Source organism: Epilithonimonas sp. KH_059 (assembly GCF_057838485.1).
The window spans coordinates 1,560,622-1,574,651 of the sequence record NZ_CM174468.1 but is presented as its reverse complement, the minus strand read 5'-3'; the positions used below and the strand labels follow the sequence as shown (position 1 = coordinate 1,574,651).

Annotated in this window: 13 protein-coding genes; 3 read left to right on the top strand and 10 right to left on the bottom strand. The window is 41.4% G+C overall.

Translation table 11 applies throughout. The annotated features are described in order from the left end of the window. Positions 1 to 3: 3 nt before the first annotated feature. From mraY to mraZ, 6 genes are read right to left on the bottom strand one after another with little or no spacing between them, the layout of a single operon-like run. Positions 4 to 1,245 (bottom strand): phospho-N-acetylmuramoyl-pentapeptide-transferase, encoded by a 1,242-nt coding sequence (gene mraY, locus AC3IRX_RS07410; protein WP_489209352.1) that lies wholly within the window; start codon positions 1,243 to 1,245, stop codon positions 4 to 6. A 9-nt stretch (positions 1,246 to 1,254) separates the two neighbouring features. Further along, positions 1,255 to 2,715, bottom strand: coding sequence for a UDP-N-acetylmuramoyl-L-alanyl-D-glutamate--2,6-diaminopimelate ligase (locus AC3IRX_RS07405; protein ID WP_489209351.1), 1,461 nt, complete (start codon positions 2,713 to 2,715; stop codon positions 1,255 to 1,257). A gap of 11 nt (positions 2,716 to 2,726) precedes the next feature. Then, on the bottom strand, positions 2,727 to 4,718 hold the full coding sequence (locus AC3IRX_RS07400; protein WP_489209350.1) for a penicillin-binding transpeptidase domain-containing protein: 1,992 nt from the start codon (positions 4,716 to 4,718) through the stop codon (positions 2,727 to 2,729). Next, positions 4,705 to 5,067, bottom strand: coding sequence for an FtsL-like putative cell division protein (locus AC3IRX_RS07395; protein ID WP_489209349.1), 363 nt, complete (start codon positions 5,065 to 5,067; stop codon positions 4,705 to 4,707). Before AC3IRX_RS07395 ends, AC3IRX_RS07400 begins: the two co-directional genes overlap by 14 nt. Before the next feature lie 36 nt (positions 5,068 to 5,103). Then, entirely contained in the window at positions 5,104 to 6,006 is a 903-nt protein-coding gene (gene rsmH, locus AC3IRX_RS07390; protein WP_489209347.1) for a 16S rRNA (cytosine(1402)-N(4))-methyltransferase RsmH, read from the bottom strand. 22 nt (positions 6,007 to 6,028) lie between these two features. Further along, entirely contained in the window at positions 6,029 to 6,502 is a 474-nt protein-coding gene (gene mraZ / locus AC3IRX_RS07385; protein ID WP_489209345.1) for a division/cell wall cluster transcriptional repressor MraZ, read from the bottom strand. Between the two features lie 251 nt (positions 6,503 to 6,753). Between mraZ and AC3IRX_RS07380 the strand changes: the two genes are divergently transcribed. The 3 genes from AC3IRX_RS07380 to AC3IRX_RS07370 all read left to right on the top strand — a co-directional run bounded on the left by AC3IRX_RS07380 (position 6,754) and on the right by AC3IRX_RS07370 (position 8,665). Further along, positions 6,754 to 7,512, top strand: a complete 759-nt coding sequence (locus tag AC3IRX_RS07380) for an alpha/beta fold hydrolase (protein ID WP_489209343.1) — start codon at positions 6,754 to 6,756, stop codon at positions 7,510 to 7,512. Positions 7,513 to 7,593: 81 nt separating this feature from the next. Then, positions 7,594 to 8,217: a ribosome biogenesis GTP-binding protein YihA/YsxC gene (yihA, locus tag AC3IRX_RS07375; protein WP_459082922.1), complete on the top strand. Its 624-nt coding sequence runs from the start codon at positions 7,594 to 7,596 to the stop codon at positions 8,215 to 8,217. Beyond that, entirely contained in the window at positions 8,210 to 8,665 is a 456-nt protein-coding gene (locus AC3IRX_RS07370) for a GNAT family N-acetyltransferase (protein WP_489209341.1), read from the top strand. Before yihA ends, AC3IRX_RS07370 begins: the two co-directional genes overlap by 8 nt. A gap of 32 nt (positions 8,666 to 8,697) precedes the next feature. Here AC3IRX_RS07370 and msrA read toward each other — a convergent pair whose 3' ends face one another. The 4 genes from msrA to AC3IRX_RS07350 all read right to left on the bottom strand — a co-directional run bounded on the left by msrA (position 8,698) and on the right by AC3IRX_RS07350 (position 13,935). Next, positions 8,698 to 9,255 carry a peptide-methionine (S)-S-oxide reductase MsrA gene (msrA, locus tag AC3IRX_RS07365; protein WP_489209339.1) on the bottom strand — a complete coding sequence of 186 codons (558 nt, stop codon included), beginning with the start codon at positions 9,253 to 9,255 and terminating at the stop codon, positions 8,698 to 8,700. A 110-nt stretch (positions 9,256 to 9,365) separates the two neighbouring features. Then, entirely contained in the window at positions 9,366 to 10,343 is a 978-nt protein-coding gene (locus AC3IRX_RS07360; RefSeq protein WP_489209337.1) for an ROK family protein, read from the bottom strand. A 182-nt stretch (positions 10,344 to 10,525) separates the two neighbouring features. Continuing rightward, on the bottom strand, positions 10,526 to 13,597 hold the full coding sequence (gene secA / locus AC3IRX_RS07355; RefSeq protein WP_489209336.1) for a preprotein translocase subunit SecA: 3,072 nt from the start codon (positions 13,595 to 13,597) through the stop codon (positions 10,526 to 10,528). A gap of 116 nt (positions 13,598 to 13,713) precedes the next feature. After that, on the bottom strand, positions 13,714 to 13,935 hold the full coding sequence (locus tag AC3IRX_RS07350) for a DUF2795 domain-containing protein (protein WP_002662059.1): 222 nt from the start codon (positions 13,933 to 13,935) through the stop codon (positions 13,714 to 13,716). Between the last annotated feature and the right edge of the window lie 95 nt (positions 13,936 to 14,030).

Sequence of the window (14,030 nt, the reverse complement as noted above, 5' to 3'; positions counted from 1 at the left end):
TCGTTATCTAATTTTGAGTGTGATTAAACAAACGATGGCCAGAATTACTCCAATGATAATCATTCGATTCACGATTTTACTTTCATGGTATCCACTTTTCTGATAGTGGTGGTGCAAAGGACTCATTTTAAGGAATCGATTGTTTTGCGCATATTCTAACCCATATTTTCTTTTTCGGTATTTAAAAACCGAGACCTGCAAGACGACCGATAGGTTTTCAAGGACGAAAATCCCACACAATACGGGAATTAACAGTTCCTTTCTTAAGATCACCGCAAGCACAGCAATCACTCCCCCAATCATCAAACTTCCTGTGTCTCCCATAAATACCTGCGCCGGATAGGTGTTATACCAGAAGAATCCAATCACCGCTCCAACCATGGCAATGGCAAAAATCGTGGCCTCCCCCATATCGGGTAAGAACATGATGTTCAAATAATCCGCAAAAATGATGTTCCCGGACAAATACGCTAAAAAGGCCAAGGTTAATAAGATGACCGCACTGGTACCGGCCGCGAGGCCGTCAATTCCATCGGTTATATTGGCGCCATTTGATACTGCCGTGACAATAAAAATTACAATGGGAATAAAGACAAGCCATGCCCATTTTTCAGCGTCCGCTTCGTCCATCCAAAAAAGCATCCCCGTGTAATCAAACTCATTGTTTTTCACAAAAGGTACTGTGGATACGGTTGATTTCTCTGTGGGCATAAAGTTTTGCTCCACATTATTTCTATTTAAGATTTGCGCATCCGCATATTTACGTTTAACGGTCACATCCGGGTGGAAAAACATAGTTACCCCTACGATGAGTCCCAGTCCCACTTGTCCAATGACCTTGAATTTCCCACTGAGGCCGTCTTTGTTCTTTTTAATTTTCTTCAAATAATCATCTACAAAGCCAATTGCACCCATCCAAACCACTGAAATCAGAAGCAGAAGAATGTAGACATTAAAGACTTGTGTAAAAAGAAGCACAGGAATGACGGTGGCCACGATAATAATAAGTCCCCCCATCGTAGGAGTTCCCTCCTTCTGTTTTTGCCCCTCAAGTCCAAGGTCTCTAACTAGCTCCCCCATCTGGCGACGGCGAAGGAAATTGATGATCTTCTTACCAAAGACCAAAGCAATAAATAGCGAAGTCAACACCGAAATCGAAGCCCGAAATGAGATGTATTTCAATAGATTAAGTCCCGGAATATGAATTCCGTTGGCCGTAAGGTATTCGTACAAATAATATAACATGCGCCTTCTTTATTTATCCATAATTTTTATTAACTCTGAAATCACTTCCTTGTCGTCAAAATGATGCTTCACTCCAGAAACGTCTTGATAGGTTTCATGTCCTTTGCCAGCCACCAGAACGATGTCCCCTGGCTCGGCAAATTTTATAGCCATTTTTATAGCTTGTTTGCGGTCTTGAATGACCGTGTACTTACTGTAATTCTGCGGTTCAATTCCATTCTCAATATCCTTTAGAATGAGTTCGGGATCCTCCGTTCGTGGATTGTCTGAGGTCAGAATGGCAAGAGTTGAATTTCGCGTGGCAATCTTTCCCATTTCAGGACGCTTGGTTTTGTCTCGATCTCCACCACACCCAAAGACCGTAATGAGTCTTTCGTTCTTGGTCCGAATTTCATTTATGCTTGAAAGAACATTTTCTAAAGCATCAGGCGTATGCGCGTAATCCACCACAAAATAAATTCCTTGGGGGGACCTTAACGTTTCAAAACGACCATTTACCCTTTTAAGCGTAGAGATAGCTTGAAGAATTGCTTGCTTGTCTAAACCCAGTTCTGCTGCAATACTGTAAACCAGTAAAAGGTTTGAAGCATTAAATTTTCCTGTGAGTGTGGTCCAAACTTCTCTTCCTTCAAACGTTAAAAGCATTCCATTAAAGTCCGCTTCTAAAATTTTGGCCTGGTAGTCCGCTATATTTTTAAGTCCAAAAGAAACTCTTTTGGCTTTCGTATTTTGAACCATAATCGATCCGTTCTTATCGTCCGCATTGAATAGGGCAGTAGAATCCGAGCCTAGCGTATCAAAAAGTTTTTGCTTTGCTTTTATATAGTTTGCAAAGGTTTGGTGATAATCCAAATGGTCATGCGTAATGTTGGTAAAGGCTGCAATTTTGAAATCGAGTCCAAACGTTCTCTTTTGGTCGATTCCATGCGAACTCACCTCCATAAATGCAAACTCGCAACCTTCCTCCACAGCTTCCGCTAAGAGTCGATTGACCGCTACCACATCCGGAGTTGTATGCGTTGCCTTGATCACCTTATTACCAATTCGGTTCTCTACTGTAGACAGCAGAAGGCAAGGGTAAAGCATTTGGGAAAACACTTCGTGAAGCAAGGTCGCCACCGAGGTTTTTCCGTTGGTTCCTGTGACTCCTACAAGGGTTAACTTCGAGGAAGGATTCCCATAAAAGTTAGAGGCTAAAAGGGCAAGGACTTCGGCGCTGTCTTTGACTCGTATGTAACAAACAGACTCCTCGACTTTCGCTGGAATCTCTTCACACACGACCCCTTTCGCTCCTTCGTAAATGGCCTGATCAATAAAGGAATGACCGTCCACGACTTGTCCTCTTAGCGCCACATAAACGGAGTTTCGACCTACAGCTCGACTATCAAACCAAAGACTCTCCACCTCAAAGGACGAAGGTCCCTTTAGGTCTAAAACGGAAATTCCATTTAATAAATTTTGTAAAGTCATGGTCATCTACTCTAATTTTGAAGCGTCAAATAAATTCTTTGGTCTTTGTTAAGGGCTCTTCCTTCTAAGGGGAACTGCTCTTTGATTCGACCTACCCCTTTATAATCCACTCGATACCCTTGGTTTTCCAACGCAGGGATCACATTTTTTCCAATTAATCCCACTACACTTGGCATCACGCCTCCACGAACGGCCACTTTGGGTTCGACGCGTGTTAATTTGCTTAAGTCCACTTTCTTATCCACAAGAAGTTCCTTCTCAATGTTTTGCGGTGTTTTAAGAAAGGTCTTTCCTGCAATTTCTTTAAATACAGGAGCTGCTACAGTACTCCCGTAGTAACTTTTAGACTTGTCCGGTTGATTTACAACGACGAAGCAGGTGTACTTGGGATTGTCCGCCGGGTAAAACCCTCCAAAAGAGGCTTGATATTTACTCGGTCCTGGTTTCCAGTATTCAAACCTTGCCGTTCCCGTTTTTCCTGCCATACTTAGATTCGGTGTAAAGATGCTTCGCGCAGTTCCCTTTTCAACAGCTTTCGTGAGTGCGGAAGTCATCATTTGAATGGCTTTCTGAGAGGCCATCTTATTTACCAAGACCTCTGGCTGTGCTTCAAAGAAAACATGCCCATCTTTCATCACTTTGTCAATAAACAAAGGTTTTACCATTTTGCCACCGTTTGCAATTCCATTATAAAAGGTTGCAAGTTGCAATGTATTTAATCGAACTGCATAGCCAAACGAAATAGAAGCCAAAGCTCCTTTGCTCCAACGATCACTCTGAGGCGTTTGAATAAAAGGTCTCGTAATGCCTGGCAGTTCAATGTCCATTTTATCAAACAGCTTCCAACGACGCAAATGATCTAGGAACACTTCAGGATTGTCTCCATAAAACTTAGTGATGAGCTTCGCAGAACCTACGTTGCTTGATTTTGCAAGCACTTCACTTATATCGTAAACGCCACCACCATGATCGTCACTTACAGGTTGCCCGGCGTAGACCCAAGAGCCATTGCCGACATCAACCGTCGTTTCTTCGTCTATAAATCCATCATCCATTGCCGCGAGCAGAGACACCGTTTTAAAGGTTGAACCGGGTTCCGTGGCATCTTTCAGTGCATAGTTATAAGCATCTACATAAACTCCAGGTTCTGTTCGTCGCAAATTCACCATCGCACGAACCTTCCCCGTTTTCACTTCCATTACGATCACACTTCCGTGATCTGCATCAAATTCAATTAACTGCTTTTCCAGCGCTGAATTTGCAATGTCCTGGATTCTAAGATCCAATGTCGTGTACACGTCCTGTCCATCGACCGGCTCATGAACTTTCCAATAATCAATGGGTTTCCACTGCGAAGAATTAATTCGTTGTTCTAGACGCTTACCGTCCTTTCCACTAAGGAACTTCGAAAACGCTCCCTCTAGACCGGACTGATACTTTCCATTGTCCATTCCAATGGTTCCTGCTCCAATTTCGGATGTGGCCAGTTCACGACGGTAATTTCGATCCACAATAAAACCGCCACGGTTTTTCCCTTTCTCAAATAGAGGGAATTTGCGAATCCGATCGTACTCATCGAAATCGAGTCCTTTCACCAGACTGAAATATTGATTTTCCTTCTTACGCTGCGCATCAAACTTTTGACGAAAATACGTTCTCGGCTTTCCAAACATCAGACTTAAAGAATCTGTTAAAGGGCCAATATTATTGCTGTAAGTCGTATCCCGGATTACTTTGAAATCAAGATAAATGTCGTACCGCATGACGGTGGTTGCGAGGATTGAGCCGTCCGCCGCGTAAAGATTTCCACGAGCTGCTTTTAAGACGGCTTCCCGATAGTTTTTACTAATATAATCCTCTTTAATCTCCTCAACATTGGTATTTTGAAGTACAACAATCCGAAAGAGAAACACGACGAAAGTAACAATAGCAACGAAGGTGAAGAAATACCCCCACCGTAAGGTTCTTTTGCGTTTAATGTCGTACTCATTATTTCTCTGCATGGGTTGAGTCGAGTTTTATTAGTAGTTTATGTGGGTGACTCTCTAGGGTCATTAAAGAGTCTGTTATCATTTCTTTTCCTAATTCCGATTCCATCTTTACTTTAATAAGTCTGCTCTGTGCATAGGCGTTTCGTGATTTGTATTCTTCACTCGCTTCCTTTAGTGCATTTACTTTCTCAATTTTCTGATTTACAAGATGGTTGCTATAAATCATACTGATCAAAAGAAAGAAGAGCAACAAAAAATATTTATAGTGCGCTTTAATTTCATCTCTATTGAGAAAATTCCCCTTGACAATGTCTATGAAGGTTAGTTTTTTCTTGGACTGATATGCGCGCTTCTTGGCCATATTTTACTTAAATGTCAGTTGAAACTGCCTTTTTGTTTATAATTTAATTCCTGTGCGCATCTTTGCGCTTCGTGCTCTTGAGTTGGATTCAATTTCTTCCTCAGAAGGCACAACCGCTTTATTTCTCAAAAGCTCAAATACTTTGTCGTAATTTCCATACACATCTCTCACAGGCTCACCTTCAAATTTTCCATTCTTCAAAAATCGCTTTACAAGTCGATCTTCAAGAGAATGGTAAGAAATTACTACAAGGCGACCTTGCGGCTTTAGCACCCGGTGCGCTTGAAGAAGCATCTCTTTTAAAGCGTCTAATTCTTGGTTCACTTCAATTCGAATGGCTTGAAATACTTGGGCGAAGAACTTGTTCTGCTTAAAAGCAGGAATAAAGGCAAAAAGTGCCTTAAGATCCTCAGTTGTTTCAATTGATTTCTCTTTTCTTTGGTTCACGATGACACGCGCTAACTTTCTTGCATCTCTTAGTTCCCCGTAATTGTAGAAGAGGTCCGCTAGAGCTTCTTCTTCGTATTCGTTGATTACTTTCTTCGCATCGAGACTCTGCATCACATTCATTCTCATGTCTAAAGGTGCTTCGCTTCGAATCGAAAAACCGCGTTTTCCTTCATCAAATTGATGGGAGGAAACGCCTAAATCTGCTAGAACCCCACTTACTTGTGAAACTCCATACATTAGCATGGCGTTTTCAAGAAATCGAAAGTTTTGATTCACGAGGGTAAATCGATCGTCCGGAATTCGATTGGCAAGAGCATCCAAGTCCTGATCAAAACTATAAAGTTTTCCTTTTGAAGAAAGACGAGCCAAAATCTCACGCGAATGCCCCCCACCTCCAAAAGTGCAGTCTATATAAACTCCGTCAGGGTCGGTGACTAACTCATCGACACTTTGCTTTAAAAGCACTGGACTATGGTATTCGTTTTCCATCTTTTTTCTGGCTCTTAGCGCTTTATTCTAATTCAATATCTTCTAAACCTTGATCTCCCATTACCTCTTGTGCAAGATTTGCGAAATCTTCTTGGGTAGTGGAAATCACTTCTTCATAGGCCTGCTTATCCCAAACCTCAAAAAGCTCACCCGCACTGGTTACAACCACTTCTTTTCGAAGTCCTGCAAACACGGTCAAGTCTTTTGATATTTGGATTCTTCCTGCACTATCTAGCTGCACGGTTTTTACGCCAGCTGTGAACATTCGGATGAAATCCGCATTCTTTTTTACAAAACGATTCAGTTTATTAATTTTGCCCATCAACTTATCCCAGTAGGTTAAAGGGTAAACTTCCAGACAATTTTGGAACACAGAGCGTTTAATGACAAAGGTCTCTCCTTCAAATCCCTCCATCTGCTTTGCAAGCGATGAAGGCACTTTCAGACGACCTTTGTCATCAATTTTGCATTCGTATGTGCCAATAAAATTCTTCATTTGGGACAAATTTATATAATTATTTCCAAAAGCTCCCACTTTTTCCCACTTTTTGACTTAATGTTTATAACTTTTAACTTAAGAACTAAGCCTTTGATTTAAAAGACCTTAAGCCAAAAGTGGAAATTGAAGAAATATTTTTCAAAAAAGGGTAATTTACTTTAGAGCATTTTTCTTATTTTTAATCGGTATGATTTTATCGTCATATGTTTTCTTAAATTTGTACTTTTGCTTTAGCTATCAAGCGTTATATGTTATTTAAAACCAAAAAAGAAAAAAAATTTTCCTATATTATGGAAGGCGAGGGTCATCCTATCGTCCTGTTGCAGGGTCTGATGGGTGGGCTGAGTAATTTCACAAGTCTCATATCTTACTTTTCTTCAAGAGGATTTAAAGTTTACTTTCCTGAACTACCCATTTACGATCTACCCGTACTTAACACCAATTTGACGAGCATCGCGAAATACGTTGCGAAATTTATTGAAGAACAAGTAGGGGAACCGGCCACCGTAGTTGGAAACTCCATGGGAGGACATGTGGGTTTAATACTCACACTCTCTAGACCCGATCTTGTAAAGCATCTTGTTCTTACGGGCAGTTCCGGACTCTACGAAAGATCCTTTGGCGATAGCTTTCCTCGAAAAAGCGACCGGGATTACATGAAGGCAAAAGCCCAAGAAGTCTTTTACGACCCAGAGGTGGCCACGGACGAACTTGTGGACGAAGTCTTCTCTATCGTAAACGACCGAGGCAAGGGAATTAAAACTGTGATGCTTGCACGCAGTGCAATCAAACACAACATGGAGACCGAACTTCATAAAATCACAGCCCCTACCTGTATCATTTGGGGGAAGCAAGATTCCGTGACGCCGCCCGAAGTGGCTGTTGAAATGGATCGCTTAATACCGAATTCGGATTTATTTTGGATTGACAAATGTGGCCATGCGGCCATGATGGAAAAACCAGACGAATTCAATTCCCTCTTATACGAATGGCTGAAAAATAAATAATTAGAAAAGGAAGTTTTTTGCTTCCTTTTTTAATAGAACCCCAGTAGGTTCTAAATACAAACCTTTGAACACAGACTTACCATGATAATCAAATCCGCCGAGTTTTTAAAAAGTTCTTCCAAATGGCAGGAATGTCCAGAACCGAATCGTGCAGAATATGCCTTTATTGGCCGATCCAACGTAGGAAAGTCCTCGCTAATTAATGCGATGATGAACCACAAGGATCTTGCGAAAACCTCGCAAACCCCTGGAAAAACTCAGCTAATCAATCACTTCCTAATTAATGAACAGTGGTATCTAACCGACTTACCCGGTTATGGATATGCAAAAGTCTCAAAAGTGAAACGAAAAGACTTTGAAAAACTGATCACGAATTATGTACTGAACCGAGTGAATTTGGTTAACCTGTTCGTCCTTGTCGATGTAAGGCACACACCCCAAAAAATAGACTTGGAATTCATGCAATGGCTAGGAGAGAGTCAAATCCCTTTTTCCGTCGTGTTTACCAAAGCTGATAAACTATCGGCTGGCAACGTCAACAAAAATGTAGAAGCCTACAGAGCGAGTATGCTTGAACTATGGGAAGACCTTCCCCATATGTTCATTACCTCTGCAGAAAAAAAAGTAGGAGGAGACGAGGTTCTCTCGTATATCGAGCAAACCAATCAAATGCTCGTGAAAAACAAAGTTCGATTTGATGACTAATTTCACTTGGCACTGCAAATCGTTTGAGGAGTTGCAGACATCAGAACTTTACAAAATCTTGGCCGCTAGAGCGGAGGTTTTCGTTCTTGAACAACAATGTCTCTACCAAGACATGGACTTTGATGATCAAAATGCACTGCATTTATGGGCCGAATCTAATGATGAGATTGCAGCGTATTGTCGAGTGTTTGCCCCGGGTCTAAAATACCCTGAGGCCTCAATAGGCCGCGTAATAACAGCGAAGAATTTCCGAGGAATCGGACTTGGAAAACAGTTGATAACTAGGAGCCTAGAGGCTATTTCTACCAATTTTAAAACCGAAACGGTCTGCATTTCTGCGCAGGACTATCTCTTACAATTTTATGCGGATTTTGGATTTGAGCCTACGGGTAAATCCTATCTAGAAGATGGAATACCGCACAGTGAAATGAAAAAAGGGAAAGCTTAACACTTTCCCTGTAATTAATTCGTTGTATTTGTTTACACTTCCTCTCTTAGCATTCCCTTTTGCCCAAAATAGGCATTGAATTTCGCAATTTTAGGTCCTACGACCGCGCTGCAATAGGGCGTACTTGGATTCTCCCAGTAATAGCCTTGATGGTAAGTCTCCGCAGGGTAAAACTCCGCAAGGGGTTCAACTTTCGTGACGTAGTCTCCTGCCCATTTTCCCTCGGCCTTAGATCGCTCCAACGCTTTTTCAATGCTCTGTTTTTGCTCAGGCGAATCATAAAATACGATTGATCGGTATTGCGTTCCTATGTCATTTCCTTGACGATTAAGCTGCGTGGGATCGTGCAAAAAGAAAAACACTTCCATAAGCTGTTCAAAAGAAATAATTTTTGGATCGTAAATTAGTTTTACAACCTCCGCATGGCCAGTCTCGCCCGTACAAACCGCTTCGTATGTAGGGTTTGGAACATGCCCTCCACTATATCCGGAAATCGCTTTATCAACTCCTTTCAACAGGTTAAAACAGCTCTCTACACACCAAAAACATCCACCGCCAAATACGATTGTTTCAAAATTCTCAGATTCCATTGTTTTAAAAAAATAATTTCTTGCCCTCTAAAGTGTCCTGAGTCCTTCTCACCTCACTATAATTGGGACTTCTCAAATTGTAAAGATCCTTTCGGGATTAAAAGAAGGGATTACAAACTGTTTTCCCAAACCAGCGCACTGGCACCTAGGATGGCCGCGTCCGCTTCGTTCAATTCACTGAAGACCAGTCTCACTTTGCTTCTGAATATTGGAAGTAGATTCCTTTCCATATGGAGTTTTGTAGGTTTCAAAATGAAGTCTCCTGCTTGAATCACACCTCCGAAAAGCAGTATGGCTTGAGGAGAAGAAAACATGACAAAGTTTGCCAAGGATTCCCCTAATTTTTGTCCTGTATAGCGGAAAACTTCAATAGCAGTTGGGTCTCCCTTCAATGCACACTCATGTACCGTTTTTGAATTAATATCTTCTTCCGCATATTGATTCAGAAGAGATTCTGGAAATTCCGCTCGCATTTTCTTTGCGGTAATGGCGATGCCTGTTGCCGAAGCGTAAGACTCTAATGCGCCTTCCGACCCTGTACTCCAATGCTTTCTACCGTTAGGCTTCACAATCGTATGCCCAAGTTCACCGGCAAAACCGTCGTGTCCATAGACCAGTCTTCCTCCACATACAATCCCACTTCCTACTCCTGTACCCAAGGTAACCATAATGAAATCTTTCATTCCTCGCGCAGCGCCGTATAGCATTTCTCCTAAAGCGGCGGCATTTGCATCGTTAGTCATTTTACACGGAACACCAAATTTTTCGGTCATCATCTCTGCAAAAGGAATCACGCCTTTCCATTTCAAATTAGGAGCATGCTCGATGGTGCCACGATAATAATTTGCATTCGGAGCGCCTACACCGATTCCTTCAAACGATTTGTTATCGGAACAATGCTCCTCGATTAGAGGTTTGATAGCTAGATAAAGTGCATCGACTAGTTCTTGCGGCGTTTTATAGTCCTCGGTCTTAATTCGGCCTTTGCCTAAAATTTCACCGCGGTGATTTACGAGTCCATATTTCGTATTGGTACCCCCGATATCAACGCCTAATGCGACTTGATTTGATAAGTTTATTAATGCCATTTTGTTTTACAATTGAGACAATAAAATTACTAAAAAATAAAATCATATCCTTACAATCCGCCAGAAAAGTAAGGCAAACTCCGTGGAAACCAGAATTCCGGACCTTCGTTCCTAGGGGGATCAGGCTAAAAACAGAAAACCCAGGCATTTCAGCGCCTGGGTTCTATCTATTCCTTTGAAATTTAGCTTGGAATTTCTCCTTTGTATAAGAAGGAAATGGTTTCCATGTTAATCTTCTCTACCATTTCACTGAAAAGGTAAAAAGATTCCTGTTTGTAAATGACAAGGGGATCCTTTTGTTCATACACCGCACCTTGAGAAGATCTTCTAAGATCATCCATCTCGCGCAAATGCAATTTCCAGTTTTCGTCAATAATAGACAAGGTTATGTTTTTCTCGAAATCTTCAATGAGACTCTGGCATTTGGTTTCGTGCGCTTTCTCAAGATCGGTTACAATGGTAATCGATTTAAGTCCATCGCTAAACGGAACTTGAATCATTTTGAACATGCTACCTTGGTTTTTGTATACATTCTCAATGATTGGGAAAGTTTTCTCTTTTAGTAGTTCCAATCTATTTTTATAGTCCTCTTCTGCTGCTTCAAAGACAATTTGAATTAACTGCGCATTGGTTTTGCTCTTGAAATCGCTTTCTGAAACCGGGGCTTCCATCGTGAAGCTTCGAATGATCTCATATTCGAATTCTTTGTAATCTCCTTGAAGTTTCGTTTTGTTTACAATCGTCTGAGAGACATCAAAAATCATGTTGGTAATGTCGAACTTAAGGTGGTCTCCAAAAAGAGCATTCTTTCTCTTTTTATATATCACATCTCTTTGCTTGTTCATGACATCGTCATACTCAAGGAGTCTTTTACGAATACCAAAGTTATTCTCTTCCACTTTCTTCTGTGCTCTTTCAATAGACTTCGTAATCATTGAATGCTGAATCACTTCTCCTTCTTTATGACCCATGCGGTCCATCATTTTCGCAATTCTTTCCGAACCAAATAGACGCATTAAATTGTCTTCAAGCGAAACGTAGAACTGAGAACTACCTGGATCTCCCTGACGTCCCGCACGACCTCTTAACTGTCTGTCTACACGTCTAGAATCGTGACGTTCCGTACCGATAATCGCTAAACCTCCTGCTTCTTTCACGGATTGAACCAGCTTAATGTCGGTACCTCTACCTGCCATATTGGTTGCAATGGTCACTTGACCCGGACGCCCCGCTTCTGCCACGACTTCCGCTTCTTTTTTGTGAAGCTTTGCGTTCAGAACTTGGTGATTGATTTTTCTAAGTTGAAGAGCTCTTGAAAGAAGTTGTGAAATATCAATCGAGGTTGTACCCACTAGTATAGGTCGACCTTGAGCCGTTAATTTTTCAATCTCTTCAATCACTGCATTGTATTTCTCACGGTTCGTTTTGAACACGAGATCCTGACGGTCGTCTCTTTGAATAGGACGGTTGGTTGGAATCACCACCACGTCTAATTTATAAATTTCCCAAAGCTCTCCTGCTTCCGTTTCGGCTGTACCGGTCATCCCCGCAAGTTTGTTGTACATACGGAAGAAGTTCTGCAAGGTCACCGTCGCAAAGGTTTGAGTCGCCGCTTCAATTTTTACATTTTCTTTCGCTTCGATCGCTTGGTGAAGTCCATCGGAATAGCGACGTCCGTCCATAATACGTCCGGTTTGCTCATCGACAATTTTCACTTCTCCATCAATCACAACATACTCATCGTCTTTCTCAAAAAGCGTATACGCTTTCAAAAGCTGACTTAAGGTATGCACACGCTCTGATTTTTCAGCAAATCTTCTGAAAAGATCTTCTTTCGCTGCAAATTCAGCGTCTTTATCTAAGTTTTTCGCTTCTAATTCTGCGATCTCAGTACCGATATCTTCTAAAACGAAGAAATCTTTGTCCTCTACACCGGTCGAAAGATATTCAACTCCCTTATCCGTTAAATCAATTTGATTGTTCTTCTCATCAATTACGAAATAAAGATCTTGATCCACCTTTGGCATATCGCGGTTGTTATCCTGCATGTACTGCGCTTCCGTTTTTTGAAGTAGCGCTTTGTTTCCTGTTTCGGATAAGAATTTAATTAAAGGTCTTGATTTTGGAAGTCCTCTATAGGCCTGAAGAAGTTTGAATCCTCCTTCTTTATTTTTCCCTGCAGCAATCAGTTTCTTGGCCTCGTTAAAAATATGCGTAATGGTTTGCTTTTGTACGGAGACAATGCGGTCTACGGCAGGTTTTAAAACGTCAAACTCCTGACGATCTCCCTGAGGAACCGGACCGGAAATAATTAAAGGTGTTCTTGCATCGTCTACTAAGACGGAATCCACCTCATCGACGATTGCAAAATTAAGTTCTCTTTGTACTAACTCTGAAGGAGAAGTAACCATGTTATCTCGGAGGTAGTCAAATCCAAACTCGTTATTGGTTCCGTAGGTAATATCGGAGTTGTAAGCACTACGTCTTCCGTCGGAATTCGGTTGATGGTTGTCAATACAATCGATGGACAGTCCGTGGAATTGATAGATAGGTCCCATCCATGCGGAGTCTCTTTTCGCTAAGTAATCGTTCACAGTTACTACGTGTACCCCTCTTCCTGAAAGAGCGTTCAAGTAAATCGGTAAGGTACCCACTAAGGTTTTCCCTTCCCCAGTAGCCATCTCTGCGATTTTTCCACTGTGAAGAACGACCCCTCCAATAAACTGTACATCGTAATGGACCATGTCCCAAACGACAGGAGTACCGTGCGCGTTCCATTGGTTTTTCCAAACCGCCTCTTCTCCCTGAATCTCAACGAAATCTTTATTTTCCGCTAAGTTCTTGTCCCAATCGAGCGCAGCAACGCGAATTTCTCCATTTTCAGCCCAACGTCTTGCCGTTTCTTTCACGACTACAAACGCTTCTGGCAAAATGGATTCTAGTATTTTTTCCTCTACTTGATAAGATTCTTTCTTAAGGGTTTCAATCTGAGTGAACATCCCTTCTTTCTCGTCAATGTTTGTCGAGGATTTAATTTGCTCTTCAAGTTTGTGTACTTCCTCTGTGATCGATTGAGTGCCTGATTTTAATAGCTCTTTGAATTCTTGCGTTTTCGCTCGTAATTCCTGATCGCTTAATTCCTTAATACTCGGTTCTGCAGCTTTAATTTTCGCTACTACTTTCTTTACTTCTTTAAGGTCTTTTGCGTTTTTATCTCCTAAAAACCCTTTAAGCACTTGGTCTAAAAAACTCATATTTTCAATATTTAACTGTGGACCCCAGGGGTCACAAACTTTTTGAGCGCTAGGGCACTCTTTTGGTGATATAATTCTAAAAAAGCTTTAAGCATTATGCCTAAAGCCTTATTTCTTTAGTATTCGTCCTCGTTCCAAAGGAAATCCTCGTCGGTGGGATAGTCGCTCCACACCTCTTCGATGGATTCATAGATTTCCCCTTCGTCTTCGATAGCCTGAAGGTTTTCCACTACTTCCATCGGCGCTCCGGTACGGATCGCGTAGTCAATAAGTTCCGCTTTGGTCATTGGCCAAGGGGCATCACTTAAATAAGAAGCTAATTCTAATGTCCAATACATATTTTTAGTATTTATAAAATTTTTGCAAAAGTATAAAAATAGATGATGGTATTGTCTTTTTTATGACTGATTTTCAATCTTTTTACTCTTTTATT

What these genes read in the sequence shown, in the direction of transcription:
- mraY (WP_489209352.1), bottom strand. Translation starts at nt 1,245, where the DNA reads ATGTTATATTATTTGTACGAATACCTTACGGCCAACGGAATTCATATT.
- AC3IRX_RS07405 (WP_489209351.1), bottom strand. Translation starts at nt 2,715, where the DNA reads ATGACTTTACAAAATTTATTAAATGGAATTTCCGTTTTAGACCTAAAG.
- AC3IRX_RS07400 (WP_489209350.1), bottom strand. Translation starts at nt 4,718, where the DNA reads ATGCAGAGAAATAATGAGTACGACATTAAACGCAAAAGAACCTTACGG.
- AC3IRX_RS07395 (WP_489209349.1), bottom strand. Translation starts at nt 5,067, where the DNA reads ATGGCCAAGAAGCGCGCATATCAGTCCAAGAAAAAACTAACCTTCATA.
- rsmH (WP_489209347.1), bottom strand. Translation starts at nt 6,006, where the DNA reads ATGGAAAACGAATACCATAGTCCAGTGCTTTTAAAGCAAAGTGTCGAT.
- mraZ (WP_489209345.1), bottom strand. Translation starts at nt 6,502, where the DNA reads ATGAAGAATTTTATTGGCACATACGAATGCAAAATTGATGACAAAGGT.
- AC3IRX_RS07380 (WP_489209343.1), top strand. Translation starts at nt 6,754, where the DNA reads ATGTTATTTAAAACCAAAAAAGAAAAAAAATTTTCCTATATTATGGAA.
- yihA (WP_459082922.1), top strand. Translation starts at nt 7,594, where the DNA reads ATGATAATCAAATCCGCCGAGTTTTTAAAAAGTTCTTCCAAATGGCAG.
- AC3IRX_RS07370 (WP_489209341.1), top strand. Translation starts at nt 8,210, where the DNA reads ATGACTAATTTCACTTGGCACTGCAAATCGTTTGAGGAGTTGCAGACA.
- msrA (WP_489209339.1), bottom strand. Translation starts at nt 9,255, where the DNA reads ATGGAATCTGAGAATTTTGAAACAATCGTATTTGGCGGTGGATGTTTT.
- AC3IRX_RS07360 (WP_489209337.1), bottom strand. Translation starts at nt 10,343, where the DNA reads ATGGCATTAATAAACTTATCAAATCAAGTCGCATTAGGCGTTGATATC.
- secA (WP_489209336.1), bottom strand. Translation starts at nt 13,597, where the DNA reads ATGAGTTTTTTAGACCAAGTGCTTAAAGGGTTTTTAGGAGATAAAAAC.
- AC3IRX_RS07350 (WP_002662059.1), bottom strand. Translation starts at nt 13,935, where the DNA reads ATGTATTGGACATTAGAATTAGCTTCTTATTTAAGTGATGCCCCTTGG.